A 19208-nucleotide genomic window follows, 5' to 3' on the forward strand; every position below is an offset into this window, starting at 1 on the left:
GTGGGGATTAAAGTCCTAAAAAACCGCTCTTTTTAAGGGTTGTAGTTCCTTCACCAATTTTGTATCCATTGTTGTAAATTTCAACCAGATAACTACCTGTTTGATAATGACCATCGCCTTGACTCCAGTCAAAAGAAACGTTTTGCTTTTGACCTTGTGTATAATTGATGCTTTTCATGTTGGTATAAACTCTTTGACCATCTTCTCTTGTTTGAAAGGTGCCACTGCCTTGAGATGGGATAGAAACTACGCGACCGTTTGGCGCAGTAACAATGATATACAAATCTTTTGGTCCACTTGGAGCTACTCGGTTTTCATCAATCACAAAGCTTACATGAAGTAAGTCTGCTTTTTTTGCTCGAGTAGTTTGTTGCTCTTTTCCTCCTTTAACTTTTACAGCCTCAATGGAAATATTAGAAGCGTGTAAGGTAGATGCTTCATCTAAAATATGGTTCTTTTCGGTAGCGGTCGCTGTTAGACTATCGGATATTTTGGAGTTTTTTGCGACAAGGGTATCTCTTTGGGTTGAAAGGGTATGATTGCTATCTGTCAAAACTGCGTTCTGCTTTGTGAGGGTTGCTACCTGCGCAAACAAGTTGTTGACCTTACCATTCAACTCATCAATTAGCGCCTTGGCTTTTGTTAGATCACCATTGTCTCTTTTGCGAATAGCTTCAATTTTTTCCTTAAGTTGATCAATTTCTGACTTTTGTTGCGCCAGTGCACCCTGCAATTGTGTATTGCTGCCGGTGAGAGAATCCATTCTGTTTAACGCATCATTATATTCTAATTGAATAGCATTTTTTGCAGAATCGGACGTTTGCGCTTGTAATTGAAGTCCTGCAAACTCTTGATGAGACCTGCTTTTATCGTAAATGATATAGGCCCAAGTAACCAAAAGCGCCGCAATCAGAATACCCCAGATCAGTTTTTGCTTATTGCCATTTGGTGTTTTTTGATCTGGCATTTCCGGTTTATCGGGGTTAACAGACGGGTAGTTTGTGTTTGTCATTTAATTTGTTTTTTGTCTTTAAGAAAAGAAACATCTATGAATAAAGCAAATTTTCTGTTTATGGTTTGCTATTTATAGATATGGAAATGGTCCCTTATTTTCAAAATTTTAATCAATTGCTGGAAAATTGGTAGTGACTATTTTTCGACAAATCGCGAAAACTATGCCAGAAGATTCTATCCCTGCTGCTTTATATACCCAAAAGGTGGTTCTACTCTTTAACGGTGCCAAAACTATCTGTATATCATTTGGTTATATTTGCGAAAATGAACAAAAAATATTCCTCTTTAATGCAAAAAATGTTACCTGAGGGGCCGAAAAACCTTTGTAGAACTCTTTATTGAAGTTGTAAAGGCCTTTTAGTAAAGGAATAAAGATTTCCAATCGGTTGTCAAAATATCTTTAGAGGTCGATATTTTTCCGAATCTTGGCGGCAAAATAGGTTTGATATCCTAAAGCGTTGAAATTTTGGTGATTATAAGCAAATGCTTAGGATCTGATGACGGGTGTACTGAATATAATATGATGGCATCAATAGGAGATACTTCTGGAATAACCAGTGACGATTATTTGAATATAAAGATTTGCCACCCGCCCTACTAGTGAATGGCTGTTGCTGCAAACATTCGTTTGTGTTTGTTACAACGGCCTATTTTAAATCCCGAAATTATTATTTTGGCTAAGGAGTTTAACGGGAAGAAAGAAGACAGTGTCGTTTTCACTTATCAAACCAGTCCTCTGACAGCCTCAATTACTTTGTCTAAATTGGAAGCATCTTGTCCACCGGCCGATGCAAGTGTCTTTTGTCCACCACCACCACCTTTGATGAGGGGTGCCACTTGCTGCTTAATTATATTACCGGCGTCTAAATCTTTTTCTTTGGCTAAATTGTCATCAATTAAAACGACAACATTCGCTTTGCCAGCAATGTTTGCGGTAAGTACGACCAAATAATTTTGTAGTTGATGCTTCAATTCAAAACAAACCTTTTTTAAGGCATCGGCTGAATTTACTTCTATATTTTGCCCGATAAATTGAACACCATGTATGGATTCAACTTTTGAGATAATTGTTTTTGAAATCTGAGTCAGTTCTTTGGCTTCATACGATTCTATTTTTTTCTCTAAAACAGATTTGTCCTCCAATAATTTTTCAATTGCTTTTATTGGATCTTTAGATCTTAATAATTCTGAAACTTGTTTATTTTCTTCAATTTTATTAAAAACATGTCGAATTGCCGCGCCACCAGTAATCGCCTCAATTCTACGAACGCCGGCAGCTACCGCACTTTCAGAGATAATGTTGAACATGCCAATCATGCCGGTATGGGTAATATGCGTACCGCCACATAGTTCAACGGAGAAATTGGGGTCGATAGTTACTACACGAACGATATTGCCATATTTTTCGCCAAACAACGCCATTGCACCTAGTTTCATCGCTTCTTCTTTGGGCATTTCTTTGATGATGACAGAAATATTTTCCCTTATTTTTTCGTTCACCAAAAGTTCTATTTTGCGCAATTCTTCGTCGGTAATTTTTGCAAAATGCGAAACATCGAAACGTAATATTTCACTGTTTACCAAAGAGCCTTTTTGATTCACGTGCATGCCTAGCACTTCTTTCAAGGCAGCATGCAGCAAATGTGTAGCGGTGTGATTGTAGGTTGTATGCAAGCGTTTTGCTGCATCTACTTTTGCGGTAACCTCGCCTGTCATGTCAGCCGATAACTTATCGGTAAAATGAATAATCTCACCGTTTTCTTTTTTAGTGTCGGTAATATTTAATTCTTCATTATTAACAATTAATATCCCGGTATCACCTACCTGACCACCACTTTCGGCATAAAAAGGTGTTTGCTCTAATACGATTTGATATTGCGTTTTGTTCTTCGATTTTACTTTGCGGTATTTTACTACTTTGGTATAGACCAATAGATCCTCATAACCCACAAAAGAAGTTGCGGGTACTTCATTTACAGAAACCCAATCTTCCGTATCTACCAGTGTTGCTGCTCGGGAGCGGGTTTTTTGCTGTTGCATTTCGGCTTCAAAGCCTGCTTCATCTATTTGTAAATTATTTTCAGCAGCAATTAACCTAGTTAAATCAATTGGAAATCCGAAAGTATCATACAATTCAAAAGATTCTTTGCCTTGGATGGTTCCTAATAATTTTTCTTTTGAAATAATTTCCTCTATTTTTTTCAGCCCCTTTTCTAATGTTCTCAAAAATGCTTCCTCTTCTTCTTTAATCACTTTTGTCACAAAGTCTTTTTGTGCATTTAACTCCGAAAAAACATTTTCAAATTGTTTAGCAATAATGGGAATCAACTGAAACAACAAAGGTTTTTTAAAATCTAAATAAGAATAATAATAACGCACAGCACGGCGCAAAATACGGCGTATTACATAACCCGCGCCCGTATTGGAAGGCAACTGCCCATCTGCTATAGCAAAGGCAATTGCGCGGATATGATCTGCCAAAACACGAAAGGCCACCGCTTCACGGCTGTCGCTAAAATCGTACTTTTTACCAGTTATTTTTTCTATCCCAGCAATTGTTCCAGTAAATACATCGGTGTCATAATTGGAGGTTTTGTTTTGCAGCACACGTACTAGGCGCTCAAAACCCATTCCGGTATCAACATGTTTTGCCGGAAGACTCTGCAAACTTCCATCTTTTAACCGATTAAATTCCATAAAAACGTTGTTCCAAATTTCGATCACCTGAGGATGGTCGGCGTTGATTAACGTTTTGCCGTCAACCTGCTTTCTTTCTTCTTCCGAACGGCAATCTACGTGTAGTTCCGAGCAGGGACCACAGGGACCTACATCGCCCATTTCCCAAAAATTGTCTTTTTTGTTTCCCTTTAAAATGCGGTCTTCCGTTATCCATTTTTTCCACTCATCATAAGCTTCCCGGTCAAAAGGCAGCCCCTCTTTTTCATCTCCTTCAAAAACGGTAACATAGAGTTTGTCTTTATCAATTTTTAAAACCTCTGTTAACAATTCCCAACTCCAGGCAATAGCTTCCTTTTTAAAATAATCGCCAAAACTCCAATTACCCAGCATTTCAAACATGGTATGATGATAGGTATCTACCCCAACTTCTTCCAAATCGTTGTGTTTACCACTTACGCGTAAACATTTTTGCGTATCGGCGACACGACGGTGTTCTGCTTTTTTATTTCCCAAAAAATAATCTTTAAACTGATTCATTCCTGCGTTGGTAAAAAGCAGGGTCGGATCGTTTTTAATTACAATGGGGGCAGAAGGTACAATAGTGTGGCCTTTTGATTGAAAGAAATCAAGAAATGTTTGTCGTATTTGTGCAGAAGTCATTAACCGATTTTTTATGCGGCGAAGTTAAATATGATTTATGATTTATGGTCTTTGAATTAGGATTTTATCAGAAATGGATTTTAAGCCACCGAAATGAATATATTTAAAGGCTTATTTATGAGGTCAATCCTACAAATTCGTTAAAAAGGATAAGCCTGGGTATGTCTTTAGAAAAAAATAATTACTCAGCAAGAATTGCTCAAACCACTTTTAAAGCGTCATTTAATCTCCGTTGGCAGATTAAATGGGGATATTAAACAAATAATTCAGGCTACTGTGTCAACAACTCAGATTTTAAAATTGAGGTGTCTGGGCCTGATTTGAACTGTTGTTTACTCTCCTATCCGCCAGGTTGCCCACCTTTGGATACTTTTAGGGTTCAAAAGTTAAAGCTAACATCTTCTTAGCCTATTTCGCATTCTGCCTAAAAATAAAAATAGTAGTCAAAGGACTTCATATTAATTTGTACTTTTGAGACCTTTGAATGGAAGTTATGGCAAAAATTTTTTTAGTTGGAATGATGGGTGTGGGTAAAAGCCACTGGTCAGAAAAGTGGGCGCGCAAATTAAAAACAGGTCATTACGATTTGGACAGTTTGATAGAAAATATAGAAGAAAAGACGATCCCCGAAATCTTTGCAGAAAATGGCGAAAATTATTTTAGAAAGGCAGAGGCGAAAATACTGCGCTGGTTTGGCGAGAAAAAATCTTTTGTATTGGCCACCGGCGGCGGCGCGGCTTGTTTTGAAAAAAACATGGAATGGATGAACAAAAACGGCATCACTATCTGGCTGGATGAACCTTTAGAGATTTTAGTCGGCCGCTTGAAATTAGGCAAGAAAAACAGACCATTAATAAAAGATTTGTCAGACCGAGAGCTTCATTCATTTTTAGAAAAAAAGTTAAAAGAGCGTGCGTCGTTTTATGATCAATCCCAATACCGTTTAACCGGAAAAGAAATTTCCAATAAAAGTTTAGAAAAAATAATAGAGGAAAATGAATAAACCATTTATACAAATCGCTGCACTTTTAGGTGCACTCGCCGTTATATTGGGGGCTTTTGCTGCGCATGGATTGAAGGCGAAAGTTACTGCTGATGCTTTGCAGGTTTTTGAAACGGGGGTTCGTTACCAAATGTATCACGTATTTGCACTTGCACTGACCGGAATTGTATTTGCCCATGCTAAAGCTAAAACAGCACGCGCTGCTGGCAATCTTTTTATTGCAGGGATCATTTTATTCAGCGGCTCTTTGTACGCGCTTACATTCGCTGTAAATGCCGGAAATGTTGGATTGGAGAAGATAGGCATCGTTACACCGATTGGAGGATTGTGCCTTATTCTTGGTTGGATTATGCTAGCAATCTCATTAAGGAACTCCAAATCGTCAAGCAAAGCACATCTTTCTTAATTCATACCTCACGTGATTAGCCCCCAAACCATAGAACAAATTACCAACCGCATCGATGTGGTCGATGTGGTGGGAGAGTTCGTGAAACTTAAAAAACGCGGCACAAATTATCTTGGGCTCTGCCCTTTTCATGGAGAAAAAAGCCCTTCTTTTACGGTATCGCCGACTAAAGAAATTTATAAATGTTTTGGTTGTGGCAAAAGCGGGAACGCCATTACTTTTTTGATGGAACATGAAAAGTACAACTATGTAGAAGCACTACGTTGGTTGGCTAATCGCTATGGCATTGAAGTGGAAGAAACAGAGATGAGCGATGAAGCGAAACAACATGTACAAGTTGCCGATAGCCTCTACATTATCAATGGTTTTGCGCAGAAATTTTTTGCGCAGCAATTATTTGATACGGAGGAGGGAAAAAACATTGCACTTACTTATTTGCACGAACGGGGTTTTAATAATGCTATTATCGAGAAATTTGGTATTGGTTATTCACCGGATATACGCGACATTTTTTCTAAGGCGGCTGTCAAAAACCAGTATAACACGGAGTTGCTTTTGCGAGCCGGTTTGGTCAGAAGCTATCACGACGAGTTACAAGATAATTATCGAGGTCGTATTATTTTTCCTATTCACAATAATTCGGGAAAGGTCATTGGTTTTGGTGCACGTATTATTGGCAAAAATGATAAAGCACCTAAATACATCAATACACCGGAGAATGAACTTTATGTAAAAAGTAAAATTCTCTATGGATCTTATTTTGCAAGGCATTCTATTGACAAGAATAATGAGTGTCTTTTGGTGGAGGGGTATACCGATGTTGTAAGTTTAGTGCAGGCAGGTGTAGAGAATGTGGTGGCAAGTGGAGGTACATCACTTACCGTTGAACAGCTAAGATTAATAAAAAAATATACAGACAACCTTACGATTATTTATGATGGTGATAGTGCCGGGGTGAAAGCTGCTTTACGTGGGTTGGATATGGCATTAGAAGAAAGTTTGAATGTGCGGCTCGTACTGATTCCTGATAATGAAGATCCTGATAGTTATGTAAAAAAAATAGGTGCCACGGCCTTTCAGAAATTTGTAGCTGAAAATAAAAAAGATTTCATTCTTTTTCAGTTAGAGATAATGTTGAAAGATGCAGGCAGTGATATCAACAGGAAAAATGAAGTGGTTAACCGTGTTGCCGATTCGTTGAGTAAAATCAGCAAAGCAGAAGACTTTACCAAGCAACAGGAATATATCAAACAATGCGCAGCCCTACTAAAAATTGATGAAGGTGGTCTTACGACGCTGGTTAATAAATATAAACGTGATAGTCTTTCAAAGTTTGAAAAAAATCAGGCATTTAAAGAACAGGCATCGGAGCAACAAGCCATAGAGCAACCCGAAATCTTTGTACCACTTACTGACGAGCTGCAGGAGCGAAATATATTGCGCGTTTTGTTGGAATATGGTCTAAAACAGTGGGATGAGGAGCAATGTATTGCCGATTATATTTTCACAGAATTAGATGCATTTCCTTTTGACAACAAAGAAAACGAGCAGTTGTTGGAATTATACAGAACCCAATATTATCAGGGCTTACAGCCTACAACTAAAACATTGCTTTATAATACGGCAGAAAAAATACGCGAAATGGTTGTTTCCATCACGATGTCCCAGTATGAACTGAGCCGTCGTTGGGACGAAGTAATGGAGAATATGCATATACTTGATCGTGATACATCCCACAAAGATGCTGAACTGAGTATGATCTATTTCAAACTTAGAAAAATAAAAAAGATGTTTGAACAAACTCAAATAGAACTTGAACAAACATCTGCTTTTGAAGATCAACTACGATTGTTGGAAGTGCATAAGCACCTGAAAACTGCCGAAAAAGAATTGACTGAGCAGTTGGGCGCTGTTATTTTAAAATGACGTTTCCTAATTAAAATTAATTTACCCCTCCTACCGTTACCTCTTTATTTATCTTTAAAATTAGTCCCTGTAAAACTTTTCCCGGCCCGCATTCTGTAAAGTTTGTACCGCCATCTGCAATCATCGATTGTACACTTTGTGTCCATTTTACAGCACCTGTTAACTGTGCAATTAAATTCTTTTTAATTTCATTTGGGTGGCTTATTGCGGCAGCTATTACATTTTGATAAACCGGTGCAGATGGAGCGTGGAATACAGTAGACTCAATAGCTGCGGCCAATTCTGCTTTTGCCGGTTCCATTAACGGAGAATGGAATGCGCCGCCTACAGGCAAAACTAAAGCACGTTTCGCTCCGGCAGCTTTCATTGCTTCACAGGCTACTTCGATACCTTTTAGAGAGCCGCTAATTACCAATTGTCCGGGGCAATTATAATTTGCTGCGACCACGACTTCCCCGGTTTTATTTTGAACTTCCGCACATATCTCTTCTACTTTTTCGTCTGCAAGCGCTAATACGGCAGCCATTGTAGAAGGGTGTATTTCGCAGGCTTTTTGCATAGCTTGTGCACGAATGCTTACCAGTTTTAAAGCATCCTCGAAAGATAAAGTGTTATTAGCTACAAGCGCAGAAAATTCTCCAAGAGAATGCCCTGCGACCATGTCGGGTGCGGTATTTTCCAATGTCTTGAATGCGATTACAGAATGTAGAAAAACGGCGGGTTGCGTTACGTTTGTTTGTTTTAATGCGTCATCTGTTCCCTCAAACATTATGTCAGTAATACGAAAGCCAAGGATATCGTTCGCTTGTTCAAATAAATTCTTGGCATTGGCGTTTTCTTCATATAGTTTTTTGCCCATTCCGCTGAATTGCGCGCCCTGGCCGGGAAATACGTAAGCGTGTTTCATAGTTTATATTAAGGTATTGTTTAGAAGATTAATGTAAATCTGCACTTATTAGTTTCATAAATTCGGAACGCGTGCGGTCATTTTCAAATTCTCCATGAAAAGCAGATGTTGTTGTGAAAGAGTTTTGCTTGGATACACCACGCATCATCATACACAGGTGTTTTGCCTCAATTACAACAGCCACGCCTAATGGGTCTAGTGCTTCTTTAATTGCTTCGACTATTTCTACTGTAAGTCTTTCTTGGACCTGCAACCTGCGAGCGAATACATCTACAACCCTTGCAACCTTACTGAGCCCGGTAATCCACCCATTGGGAATATAAGCCACATGCGCCTTACCAATAAAAGGAAGTAAATGATGTTCGCAAAGACTGTATATTTCTATATTTTTTACAACAACCATTTCACTGATGGGTTCGTGAAATTTTGCCGAGTTCAATATTTCTATCGCATCCAGTTGATAGCCTTGCGTTAAATATTGCATGGCTTTTGCGATGCGTTCAGGTGTTTTTACCAGCCCTTCACGAGCAGGGTCTTCGCCCAACAACGCTAAAGCATTCCCATAAATTCCGGCCAGCTGATTGGTAATATCATCATCGTAATGTTCTGTTTTTGTATATGCCATTTTTTAAAATTGAGAAGGTAAATGTAAAAAATATACATCATTATCCCTTCGGTTCATTAATAAAGAAACAATGCTTATTTAGAAACGGGATATTCTACAAAGTTCCTTTCGGTTTCATATAGCCGTATTTGTAAATCGAGATTGCTATCAATCTTAGCACGGATAAGGCGATAAATAATAATGGCAATATTTTCTGCGGTAGGATTTAATTCTTTAAACTCTTGTGTATCCAAATTCAGGTTTCGATGATCAAATCGAGCGACAATTTCCTGTTGAATAATGTTATTCAATATTTTTAGATCAATTACAAAACCTGTGGTGGCATCAACTTCTCCGGTTACTTTTACGACTAACTCGTAATTGTGCCCGTGAAAATTTGAATTGTTGCATTTATCAAAGACGCGTATATTTTCGGCTTCGCTCCAAGCCGGAACGTTTAGCCTGTGTGCTGCATTAAAATGAGCTTTTCGAAAAACAGAAACCAATTCTTTTGTCATCTTTTGGAGGTTGATTATGGAGAGTAGGCTGTCAGTTAGCCAAAATATTCTACAAAAATTCTGGGAGTTTCATAAAGTTTTACACTATGCAAATGTACATTATTTGGCAGATGTGGTGCCAACTGTTGCCAAATGGCCATCGCCAATGTCTCGGTACTGCAAATCTTTCCCTGCAAAAAATCTACATCTAAGTTTAAGTTCTTGTGGTCCAGTTTATCCGTAATTTTTTCAACAATTATTTTACTCAATTTTTTTACGTCCATTACAAATCCGGTATCCGGATCGGGCATTCCTTTGATGGTAATATATAATTCAAAATTATGGCCATGCCAATTTTCATTGGCACACAATCCAAAAACCTCTTCATTCTTTTCTTTTGACCAATTGGGATTGTATAATTTATGGGCTGCGTTGAAATGTTCTATGCGCGTCAAATAAACCATTGTCTAAAATTTTTACAAAGATAATTTGAATTTTTATGTGTTGTGCAATAATTAAGGGCATAAACTCCAAGTGGTCAGGTATATTATATTATGCCTATTTTTGAAAATAATATAGATTTTATGTATTTGATAAGAAGAGCGAAAATTGAAGACTGCATTCAACTCATGGAATTGATTAAGGAGTTGGCGGAATTTGAAAAAGCACCGCAGGAGGTTACTGTATCACTAACACATTTTGAAAAGAGCGGGTTTGGTGCAAATCCTGTTTGGTGGGCATTTGTGGCGCAGGATGAGGTGTCGAATAAAATTGTTGCCTTTGCATTGTATTATATTCGTTATTCTACTTGGAAGGGACAAAAATTGTATTTGGAGGATTTGATTGTTACAGAAGCATACAGAGGCAAGGGTATCGGAAGGTTACTTTTTGACAGGCTGATAGAGGAGGCCAAAGAGAGAAATCTTTCCGGTATGGTGTGGCAGGCGCTAGACTGGAATCAACCCGCTTTGGATTTTTACAAAAAATATAATGCTGTATTTGATAGTGAATGGGTAAACTGTTCCATTAACTTTTAACCAATTAATAAGTAACGCTATTTATCCCACCTATCAAAAATTGCCTTTACTTTGTAAATCTTTATGAAGAAAATAGACCAGTACATTGTCAAAAAATTCTTGACCACTTTTTTCTTTTCCATTTTTCTGTTTACCATTATTGCAGTGGTGATAGATATTGGAGAAAAGACAGATAATTTCGTAGAAAGCGGATGGTCTGTTTATAAGATAATTACGGACTATTATTTTTCTTTTATTCCGCATATAATTGCGTTGCTTTTCCCTCTTTTTGTGTTTATAACGGTTATATTTTTTACATCGAAGATGGCGGGTAGAAGTGAGATTGTGGCTATTTTGGCAAGCGGTACCAGTTTCAAAAGGTTTTTACGACCTTTTTTCTTTACTGGGCTTTTGTTAGCTGTTTTGCTGGGCGTTTCGGCTTCTTTTATCGTCCCCAAGGCAGAAATTAAGCGAACTTATTTTGAAGATGTGTATGTACATGGAAATTCCAACTACGATAAGTTGGTAAAGAAAGCCCCCATGTTATACTTTAAAATTGACTCTTTTACCTATGCGGGCATCAGGAATTTCAATGAAGTTATCAAGTCAGGGGGCCCTTTTTTTATGTATAGGATAAAAAATAATAGGGCCACTTATAATCTTCGTGCTAATACGATTAAGTGGGATACAACAGGCGGTGCACATTGGCAATTAGAGGGCGTGCATGAACGCACAATTAATGGCTTGGACGAAAAGGTTACAATCATTTCTTCAAAAAGAATGAATTTTAATTTTGATCCCAGTGATTTGAAAGATGATGATTATGCCGAAGTAAAATTGACGACACCCGAACTTATGCACAAAATTAAATTGGAGCAATTACGCGGAGGGGAAGATATTAATGCTTTTAAAATTGAATTTTATCGCCGTTTTGCGACGCCATTCTCTGTTTTAATTCTCACGATGATTGGTGTAGTAATTGCCAGCCGCAAGGTGCGTGGTGGTAGTGGAGCGCATTTGGCTTTGGGTTTTGTATCTGCCGCGATTTTTATTTTAATGGATAGGTTTTCGACCATTTTTTCTACAAAAGGAAATTTTCCTCCTCTGATTGCCGCTTGGTTACCCAATATTGTTTTTGCCCTCGTGGCTATTTACCTTTATCGCAAAGCGCCTAAGTAGTGAAGGCCGTTTTAGTAGCAGAATATTTTTTAATAAGATTTGCATTTTTTTACGCAAATAATGTGACTAATAATTATCTTTACGCACATTGCCACTTCTTGGGGTTAAGCTGTTTTTGTCTTTCAAAAAAAAGATGAAAGCTCTTTGTTTGTGGTTGGTACGAATGATAAAATATAGAAACTACTGTGTGAAATAACAGGGTGAAAAAAGAAAACGATGATTGATATTAAGAAGAAATTCCGGACAAAAGCTGATAAAGAAGCTGCAGAAATAAAAATGCTGTTGAAGGAAAACGGCGATAGGCCGGTTGAAGAGGTAGTTGTTTCTCAGTTATATCAGGGAATGCGAGGCATTACAAGCATCGTAAGTGAAGTAAGTTTATTAGATCCCCTGGATGGTATAAAATTCAGAGGTTATACCATCGCGGAATTACAAGAGAAATTACCCAAAGCACAGGGGGGAACGGAGCCATTACCTGAAGGCCTGTTTTACCTGATGCTTATTGGGGAATTGCCTACCGAAGAAGAAGTAAAGGTTATTTCTAAAGCCTTAGCCGATAGAAGCAATATTCCAGAACATGTATTTAAAACCATTGACGCACTCCCGATTTCTGCGCATCCAATGACGCAGTTTGTCACCGGTATTATGGCTTTGCAAACGGAAAGTTTATTTGCCAAAGCTTATTCTGAAGGAATTAACAAAAAAGATTATTGGGATCCGATATTCGAAGATGCTCTCAATTTAATAGCACGTCTGCCCTATATTGCGGCTTATGTCTATAGCAGAAAGTATAGAAATGGTGCTCCGTTAAAAAGTGACAAGAGCCTTGATTGGGCTGCTAATTTTGCTCTTTTGCTTGGTTATACCGAAAGAGATTTTTTAAAATTGATGCGCTTGTACATGACCATTCACGCGGATCACGAAGGTGGTAATGTTTCGGCGCATGCAACGCACCTGGTAGGTTCTGCATTAAGCGATCCTTATTTGAGTTTTGCTGCCGGAATGAACGGACTTGCAGGCCCTTTGCACGGATTGGCAAATCAAGAGGTGATTAAATGGATTTTTGAAATGTTGAAAACATTAGGTACCGATACTCCTTCAAAAGAACAAATTGCGCAATATGCGAAAGATACGCTTGCTTCCGGCAAAGTGATTCCGGGTTATGGTCACGGCGTTTTGCGCAATACAGACCCAAGATTTTTGGCACAAAAGGCATTTGCAGAAGCCAATATGCCGCAAGACAAATTGGTACAGACCGTTTGGCATATTTTTGAAGTAGTACCAGAGATATTGGCTGCTACCGGGAAAGTAAAAAACCCATGGCCAAATGTAGACGCGCACAGTGGTGCATTATTAGTGCATTTTGGGATGAAGGAATATGAGTTTTATACCGTGCTCTTTGGTGTATCGCGCTCGTTGGGCGTAATGGCAAATATGTGCTGGAGTCGCGCTTTAGGGTTTGCCTTAGAAAGACCAAAATCTATTACGACAAAAGCCATCAAACAATGGCTGGATGAAGGGGCGAAAAAAGGGGCGTTGTAGCTTGGAAATAGTTATTCCGTGAAAAAATGTTTTGTTACTTTTTGCTATTCTTCCAATAATTCCTATCGCGCAAAAAAATGCTATGGAGAAGAACATTTCAAATTGGGCGAAAGACCCATTTGAAAAATGACGATAGGAGCTAAACATTTGATAGAACCAAATCGATTATCGTTACTTCAAGTCCATTATAAACGATTTTAATTGCTCGATGCCTACATGATCCATTACTACGATTTTGTACCAATTGGGATTATCGTGGTGCGTATCGGGAACCAGGAAATATTTTTCTGCGATAGTTTTTTCAATATCTGTTGCGCGAATGGCAATGATATTCATTTTTGGGTGGCGGAAATAACGAACACCTCTCTCACGTAAAGCATTACAACACCAATCGGTACGTTTTAGTAAAGTTTCGATTTTTTCTTGCCAGTCGTAATAACCATAGGTCTGTAAAATCATCCAAACAGCAATGGCGTTTGCACCCGAACGACTACCACTTAGCGTAATATCCATACCGTTTACATATTGTGCTTCCTGCGTATAAACATATTGCATCAAACCTTTTCTAATCAAAAAAACGCCTGTTCCGTATGGGGCTTGTAACATTTTATGTGCATCCAAAGTAATAGAAGATACTTGAGTGTTGGCAAAGCTTAAACTATTTCCCGGGTCGCTTACCGGATAAATAAATCCACCAAATGCCCCATCCACGTGCAGTTTGAAGGGAGCCGCAAACTTTTCCATTGCATCAGTATAAACGGACAAATCATCCACACTTCCAAACATGGTAGTAGCCATATTTGCAATAATGATAAAATATTTTTTTCCTTTTTCGATGGCCGTTGCAACTATTTTATCTACCTCCTCTTTCAGAATTTTTCTTGAATCAAACGCCACTTTCACAGGAAAAAAATCTATTCCAAAAACGTTGGAGGCTTTGGCGATTGAATAATGTGTATCCTCAGAAGCAAGCAATGCGATACTTTCAGCCGATGCTTTAAATTCTTTTTGAAAATAATTTCGGTAAACCCATATGGCCTGTAAATTTGCTTCGGTGCCCCCGGCAGCAATATAACCATCACAACTTTCCTCTTGTGCACACAACATATCTACAGATAATAATTCAATTACCTCTCGTTCAATTTCTTGTGTTCCCTTAAAAAAGGGCTCTGATTCGCCCAAAGTATGGCAACCAATATGATTGGGATTGTGTACATAGGTTCGCAGCAAAGGTGCGTCTTTTAAAAAAGATGCTTTATCATAAAAAACTTTATCATCTAAAGTAGACGCGGGCACACCCAGAGATATACCAAGGCTATAGTTTACGTTTTGCTCTAGCGCTTTTGTGATGCGCTTATCTTGTTCTGCTGACGAAAGCTTTTTCCAATATTGCATAATTTGTTTGTTGGTATGTTTGAATGTTGCAAAATGGCGATACGGGTTTTGCATTTCCATTTATTCAAATCATGGCATTGATTCTTTATATATTTTTATTTTAAACAAGATAAGTAACACCTTCTTTAGAAAGTTCTGTATTAGGGAATACCGATTTTGACTGCAGCTCAAATAAATCCAGTGTTTTGTACTTGCTGCTGAAATGGCCGATAAGCAGTTTTTTGGCGTCCGCTTTCTTGGCAATAACTGCTGCTTGTTCCGCTGTCGAATGAAATCTATTTTTGGCTTGTTCTTCAAAATCGTTTAGATAAGTTGATTCATGGTACAATAAATCTACTTGATGAATATTTGGTAAAAAGCTTTCCGTGTACAAAGTATCGGCACAGTAGGCGTAGGCTTTATTTTTCTTTCCTTCAAGTGTTACTGTTTCGTTTTTTACGATTTTGCCGTCCTTGGTGAGGTAGTCTTCGCCGTTTTGCAGCCGTTCATAAAACATCGTTGGAATGCAGGCAGCTAACGCCTTTGGTAGATTTATCTTTCTTGATTTGTGTTTTTCCTTTATCAAAAAGCCAAAGCAATCAATTCGGTGGATTACCTTAAAACAACTGACTGTGAATTTTCTTTCATTGACTATTTCACCCTCTTTTTCCAAAGGATGAAAATGAAGCTGAAAAGGTAAGGAGCTATCGGCAATTTTTAATTGTAATTGAATGACTTCAAACAATGCAGGGGGCGCAAACAAATGTAAGGGGGTGGTACGATTGATAAGGGCCATCGAGCTTAGTAGACCAATTAAGCCAAAATAATGGTCACCGTGCAGGTGTGAAATAAAAATGTAATTGATCTTGCTGCGTTTTACCTTGTAATCTTTTATCTGCATCTGCGTGCCCTCACCACAATCGAGCAATAGTACTTCGTTTGCGATGGTAACCGCTTGCGAAGTAGGGTGCCTGTCGTGCGCAGGAACAGCGGAATTGTTGCCTAAAATTGTAACACCAAACATTTGATAAAGTTATTTTATTTATTTTGCAGTCAATACAAATAAATGAAAAAGATTTTGCTTTTGCTTTTTTAGTTTTTGGCTATGCATAAAATGCGGTTAAACGCTGCAGGGGCTGTTTCAACCAGAAAGTAAATACAGAAACAGCAGTAGTCGTGAGATGGAGGTAAGTATTGCCTATGATGCTGATAGTGCTACATTAGTCACCATGAAAGCTAAAGGCGTCTCAAATCCGATGAAGGGAAAAAGGAGTCTAAATATCAGGCGCTCATCACCAGGGGTAAAATTGGAGATAACGAGCAACTTGCTGTTGTGGGAAAATTTCTATTGATAATGCATCTTTACCTAAGAATCTTATTATAGCTATTACAGTAAAGCTATATAAATAGCTCCCCCGTTTGGATAGTCTAAATCTTTATCCAAAATCTATTGAAACAGATGTAATAAAAGAAGAGGTCTTTAAGATTTTAAAAAATATTTATGCAACTCTTTATTACCCAAAAGCCGCTTTCCATATAGGTGATACTATTGCTAACGATAAATATTCCTTTGAGTATCGTCGACATCAAGCTGAACATGGATAGTCGCAATCTTTACAATGGAAATAGAGATAGCATTGCTGATTTGAATGTTGATTATAGATTACAATCGGAATAAACGGAACTAAAGAAATAAATGTGCGTGGTACAGGAGGTGGAACTGGCTTTGGAAAGTTTTCTGATGACATAATGAATGGCTACTTTAAAAAGACAGAGGGTAATTTAAAAGTGCATGCCAAAGTAAAACTTCAGCATCCGCAATAAAAAAGAGAGGGAAATAGAGGTAAATGAAGAAGCTCACCCATTGGAAAAAACTGAAAAGGTATATCCCTAAGACTCTATGCTACCGGCTTATTCAACATCTCCCATAATTTATCCTTAAGCTCTACCAGACCGGTTTGCGTAATAGAAGAAATAAAAAGATGGGGGATATTTTGGGGTAGTTCTTTAGCGATTTCATGCTTTAGTTCGTCGTCCAGCATATCAGATTTACTTAATGCAATTAGCATATCTTTTTGCAAAAGTTCCGGGTTATATTGTTCCAGCTCATTGTACAAAATATCAAATTCCTTCTTATGATTTTCGCTATCGGCAGGGATTAAAAATAATAATGCCGAATTACGTTCTATGTGTCTCAAAAAACGATGTCCAAGGCCTTTTCCATCTGCTGCGCCTTCTATAATTCCAGGTAAATCGGCAATACAAAAAGAAAGTCCGTTACGGTATTCCACTATCCCAAGGTTAGGAACAAGTGTTGTAAAGGCATAATTGGCAATTTTGGGTTTTGCTGCAGTTATTACCGAAAGTAAAGTAGACTTTCCTGCGTTGGGAAATCCTACCAATCCTACGTCGGCTAATACTTTCAACTCGAGGTATTTATATCCTTCGATACCCTCTTCACCCGGTTGTGAATGCTCGGGTACCTGGTTGGTAGGTGTTGCAAAGTTTTGGTTTCCCAAGCCTCCGCGACCGCCAGGCATCCAAATAATTTCTTGCCCGTCTTCTAATATTTCTGCTTCAATTTCTCCAGTTTCTTCATCTTTAGCAATTGTCCCTAATGGAACTTCAATAATTATATCCTTACCGAACCTTCCAGTACAGTTATTTTTCATCCCGTTTTGGCCATCTTCTGCGACCACATTTTTGTAATAGCGAAGATGCAAAAGTGTCCACAACTGCTTATTCCCTTTTAGAATAATATGTCCTCCCCGACCACCATCTCCACCATCGGGACCGGCTTGCGCATTGTATTTGGTACGCATAAAATGGGTCATACCGCGACCGCCTTTACCACTGTGGCAAAAGATTTTAATATAGTCTATGAAGTTTTTGTCTGACACGTATTTATTTAAAAAGTAAAAAATTTGCTATTAATAACATGGATAGTAATTAATCATTTGATTTTGCCATTTTTTCAGCATTTTCGGCAACCTGTAACGCCTCTACAAATTCATCAATATCGCCATTGATAACCGCATCTAAATTATAAGAAGTCAACCCAATTCTATGATCGGTTACACGACCTTGTGGCCAGTTGTAAGTGCGAATTTTTGCGCTTCTGTCACCCGTACTTACTAGGGTTTTGCGCTGACGTGCAATTTCGTCTTCATGCTTGCGTACCTGTTCTTCATATAGTCTGGTACGCATCATAGTCATTGCTTTCTCGCGGTTACCGAGTTGACTGCGTTCTGTTTGACAAATAACCACAGTTCCTGTGGGAATATGTGTCAGCATTACTTTGGTTTCCACCTTGTTTACGTTTTGACCACCTGCACCACCGCTTCGGCTGGTTTCCATTTTTACATCTGCAGGATTCAATTCAAAATCTACTTCTTCGGCTTCCGGCATTACAGCGACGGTTGCTGCAGAAGTATGGACACGGCCCTGCGTTTCCGTATTAGGAACGCGTTGTACACGGTGTACGCCGCTTTCGAATTTCAATGTGCCATATACGTCCTCGCCTTCCACTTCTACAAGCACTTCTTTATAGCCGCCAACAGTTCCTTCGCTTTCAGAAACGATATTGGTTTTCCAGCCTTTTTTGGCGCAATATCTTAGATACATTCCCAATAAGTCGCCGGCAAAAAGACTGGCTTCATCGCCGCCGGTTCCGGCACGAATTTCCAGAATTGCATTTTTGTCGTCTTGGGGATCTTTGGGAATTAATAATTTGGTAAGTATTTGTTCTAATTGTTCTTTTCTCTGCTCTAATTCCGGTAATTCCATTTTTGCCAATTCCCTGAAATCTGGGTCGGGACTGTTTAGCGCATCTTTGCTAAACGCATAATTGTCCATCACATTTACGTATTCTAAATAGGGTTGAACTATTTTTTCTAAGTCACGGTATTCCTTGCTTAGCTTGCTAAATTCTTTCTGTTTCCCGATAATTTCGGGATTGGTTAGTGCGACGCCTAACTGATCGAATCTCGCTTTGATACCTGCTAATTGCTCTAACATAAAATTTTATAATGGTTACCAATATCGTTGTCACGATATTTTAAGAGAGCAAAATTACGTTTTTGAATTGAGCTTAAGAAAGAAATAGCGAAATTATGAGCACAGAGGGCTTTTTAATACTGACTTTTATCATTAGAAATGGGTATAAAGGCCGTTAATTAGCTTTTATTTATTCTGCTTTGTTCATCTTCAATACTGGAGTTGTGTTTGCTAGATTTTATATTTTTATTGCCAAAATTATATGTAAATGTAAGCCCAACACGTCTACTTTCCCATGAATTATGAAGGATGAAATTGATATTTTGATAGATCAATTTGCCAGAATATCTTTCGGTATTAAAGATGTCACTGACATTTAATTTTAAGGAGGCTTGCTTATGCCAA

Annotated in this window: 18 protein-coding genes; 7 read left to right on the forward strand and 11 right to left on the reverse strand. The window is 38.3% G+C overall.

All coding sequences use genetic code 11. The annotated features are described in order from the left end of the window. Window positions 1–7: 7 nt before the first annotated feature. Window positions 8–1012 (reverse strand): hypothetical protein, encoded by a 1005-nt coding sequence (locus ACQR30_RS12390; RefSeq protein ID WP_429735542.1) that lies wholly within the window; start codon window positions 1010–1012, stop codon window positions 8–10. A 725-nt stretch (window positions 1013–1737) separates the two neighbouring features. Next, a complete protein-coding gene (gene alaS / locus ACQR30_RS12395) occupies window positions 1738–4353 on the reverse strand; it encodes an alanine--tRNA ligase (RefSeq protein WP_429735544.1) in 2616 nt (871 codons plus the stop codon). Between the two features lie 493 nt (window positions 4354–4846). Between alaS and ACQR30_RS12400 the strand changes: the two genes are divergently transcribed. The 3 genes from ACQR30_RS12400 to dnaG are packed head-to-tail and all read left to right on the forward strand — an operon-like array spanning window position 4847 to window position 7688. Then, window positions 4847–5356, forward strand: a complete 510-nt coding sequence (locus tag ACQR30_RS12400; RefSeq protein WP_429735546.1) for a shikimate kinase — start codon at window positions 4847–4849, stop codon at window positions 5354–5356. Continuing rightward, a complete protein-coding gene (locus tag ACQR30_RS12405) occupies window positions 5349–5762 on the forward strand; it encodes a DUF423 domain-containing protein (protein WP_429735548.1) in 414 nt (137 codons plus the stop codon). The genes ACQR30_RS12400 and ACQR30_RS12405 overlap by 8 nt, the downstream gene beginning before the upstream one ends. 12 nt (window positions 5763–5774) lie before the next feature. Beyond that, complete coding sequence (gene dnaG / locus ACQR30_RS12410; protein WP_429735549.1) at window positions 5775–7688, forward strand: DNA primase; 1914 nt, start codon at window positions 5775–5777, stop codon at window positions 7686–7688. A gap of 16 nt (window positions 7689–7704) precedes the next feature. Here dnaG and fabD read toward each other — a convergent pair whose 3' ends face one another. From fabD to ACQR30_RS12430, 4 genes are all read right to left on the reverse strand, one after another. After that, window positions 7705–8595 carry an ACP S-malonyltransferase gene (gene fabD / locus ACQR30_RS12415; protein WP_429735551.1) on the reverse strand — a complete coding sequence of 297 codons (891 nt, stop codon included), beginning with the start codon at window positions 8593–8595 and terminating at the stop codon, window positions 7705–7707. A gap of 28 nt (window positions 8596–8623) precedes the next feature. After that, entirely contained in the window at window positions 8624–9220 is a 597-nt protein-coding gene (folE, locus tag ACQR30_RS12420) for a GTP cyclohydrolase I FolE (RefSeq protein ID WP_429735553.1), read from the reverse strand. A gap of 74 nt (window positions 9221–9294) precedes the next feature. After that, complete coding sequence (locus tag ACQR30_RS12425) at window positions 9295–9717, reverse strand: 6-pyruvoyl trahydropterin synthase family protein (RefSeq protein WP_429735555.1); 423 nt, start codon at window positions 9715–9717, stop codon at window positions 9295–9297. Window positions 9718–9752: 35 nt separating this feature from the next. Beyond that, a complete protein-coding gene (locus tag ACQR30_RS12430; protein WP_429735557.1) occupies window positions 9753–10160 on the reverse strand; it encodes a 6-pyruvoyl trahydropterin synthase family protein in 408 nt (135 codons plus the stop codon). A gap of 120 nt (window positions 10161–10280) precedes the next feature. Between ACQR30_RS12430 and ACQR30_RS12435 the strand changes: the two genes are divergently transcribed. The 3 genes from ACQR30_RS12435 to ACQR30_RS12445 all read left to right on the forward strand — a co-directional run bounded on the left by ACQR30_RS12435 (window position 10281) and on the right by ACQR30_RS12445 (window position 13433). Beyond that, a complete protein-coding gene (locus tag ACQR30_RS12435) occupies window positions 10281–10733 on the forward strand; it encodes an N-acetyltransferase family protein (RefSeq protein ID WP_429735559.1) in 453 nt (150 codons plus the stop codon). Between the two features lie 63 nt (window positions 10734–10796). After that, window positions 10797–11891 carry an LptF/LptG family permease gene (locus ACQR30_RS12440; RefSeq protein ID WP_429735561.1) on the forward strand — a complete coding sequence of 365 codons (1095 nt, stop codon included), beginning with the start codon at window positions 10797–10799 and terminating at the stop codon, window positions 11889–11891. Between the two features lie 216 nt (window positions 11892–12107). Next, window positions 12108–13433, forward strand: coding sequence for a citrate (Si)-synthase (locus ACQR30_RS12445; protein ID WP_429735563.1), 1326 nt, complete (start codon window positions 12108–12110; stop codon window positions 13431–13433). 171 nt (window positions 13434–13604) lie between these two features. On the opposite strand, the gene ACQR30_RS12450 is transcribed toward ACQR30_RS12445, so the two are convergent. Next, on the reverse strand, window positions 13605–14882 hold the full coding sequence (locus tag ACQR30_RS12450) for a pyridoxal phosphate-dependent decarboxylase family protein (protein ID WP_429735565.1): 1278 nt from the start codon (window positions 14880–14882) through the stop codon (window positions 13605–13607). Between the two features lie 46 nt (window positions 14883–14928). Beyond that, on the reverse strand, window positions 14929–15831 hold the full coding sequence (locus tag ACQR30_RS12455; protein WP_429735567.1) for a ribonuclease Z: 903 nt from the start codon (window positions 15829–15831) through the stop codon (window positions 14929–14931). Between the two features lie 674 nt (window positions 15832–16505). On the opposite strand from ACQR30_RS12455, the gene ACQR30_RS12460 reads away from it, so the two are divergent. After that, window positions 16506–16631, forward strand: coding sequence for a hypothetical protein (locus tag ACQR30_RS12460; RefSeq protein WP_429735568.1), 126 nt, complete (start codon window positions 16506–16508; stop codon window positions 16629–16631). A 74-nt stretch (window positions 16632–16705) separates the two neighbouring features. Here ACQR30_RS12460 and obgE read toward each other — a convergent pair whose 3' ends face one another. From obgE to ACQR30_RS12475, 3 genes are all read right to left on the reverse strand, one after another. After that, window positions 16706–17707 carry a GTPase ObgE gene (gene obgE / locus ACQR30_RS12465; protein ID WP_429735570.1) on the reverse strand — a complete coding sequence of 334 codons (1002 nt, stop codon included), beginning with the start codon at window positions 17705–17707 and terminating at the stop codon, window positions 16706–16708. Between the two features lie 49 nt (window positions 17708–17756). Next, window positions 17757–18824, reverse strand: coding sequence for a peptide chain release factor 1 (prfA, locus tag ACQR30_RS12470; RefSeq protein ID WP_429735572.1), 1068 nt, complete (start codon window positions 18822–18824; stop codon window positions 17757–17759). 158 nt (window positions 18825–18982) lie between these two features. Beyond that, the coding region (locus tag ACQR30_RS12475) for an outer membrane beta-barrel protein (protein ID WP_429735574.1) at window positions 18983–19208 on the reverse strand (226 nt) is incomplete at its 5' end.

It is taken from the genome of Arachidicoccus sp., from assembly GCF_050436765.1.
In the GTDB taxonomy this organism is placed as follows: Bacteria; Bacteroidota; Bacteroidia; order Chitinophagales; family Chitinophagaceae; genus Arachidicoccus.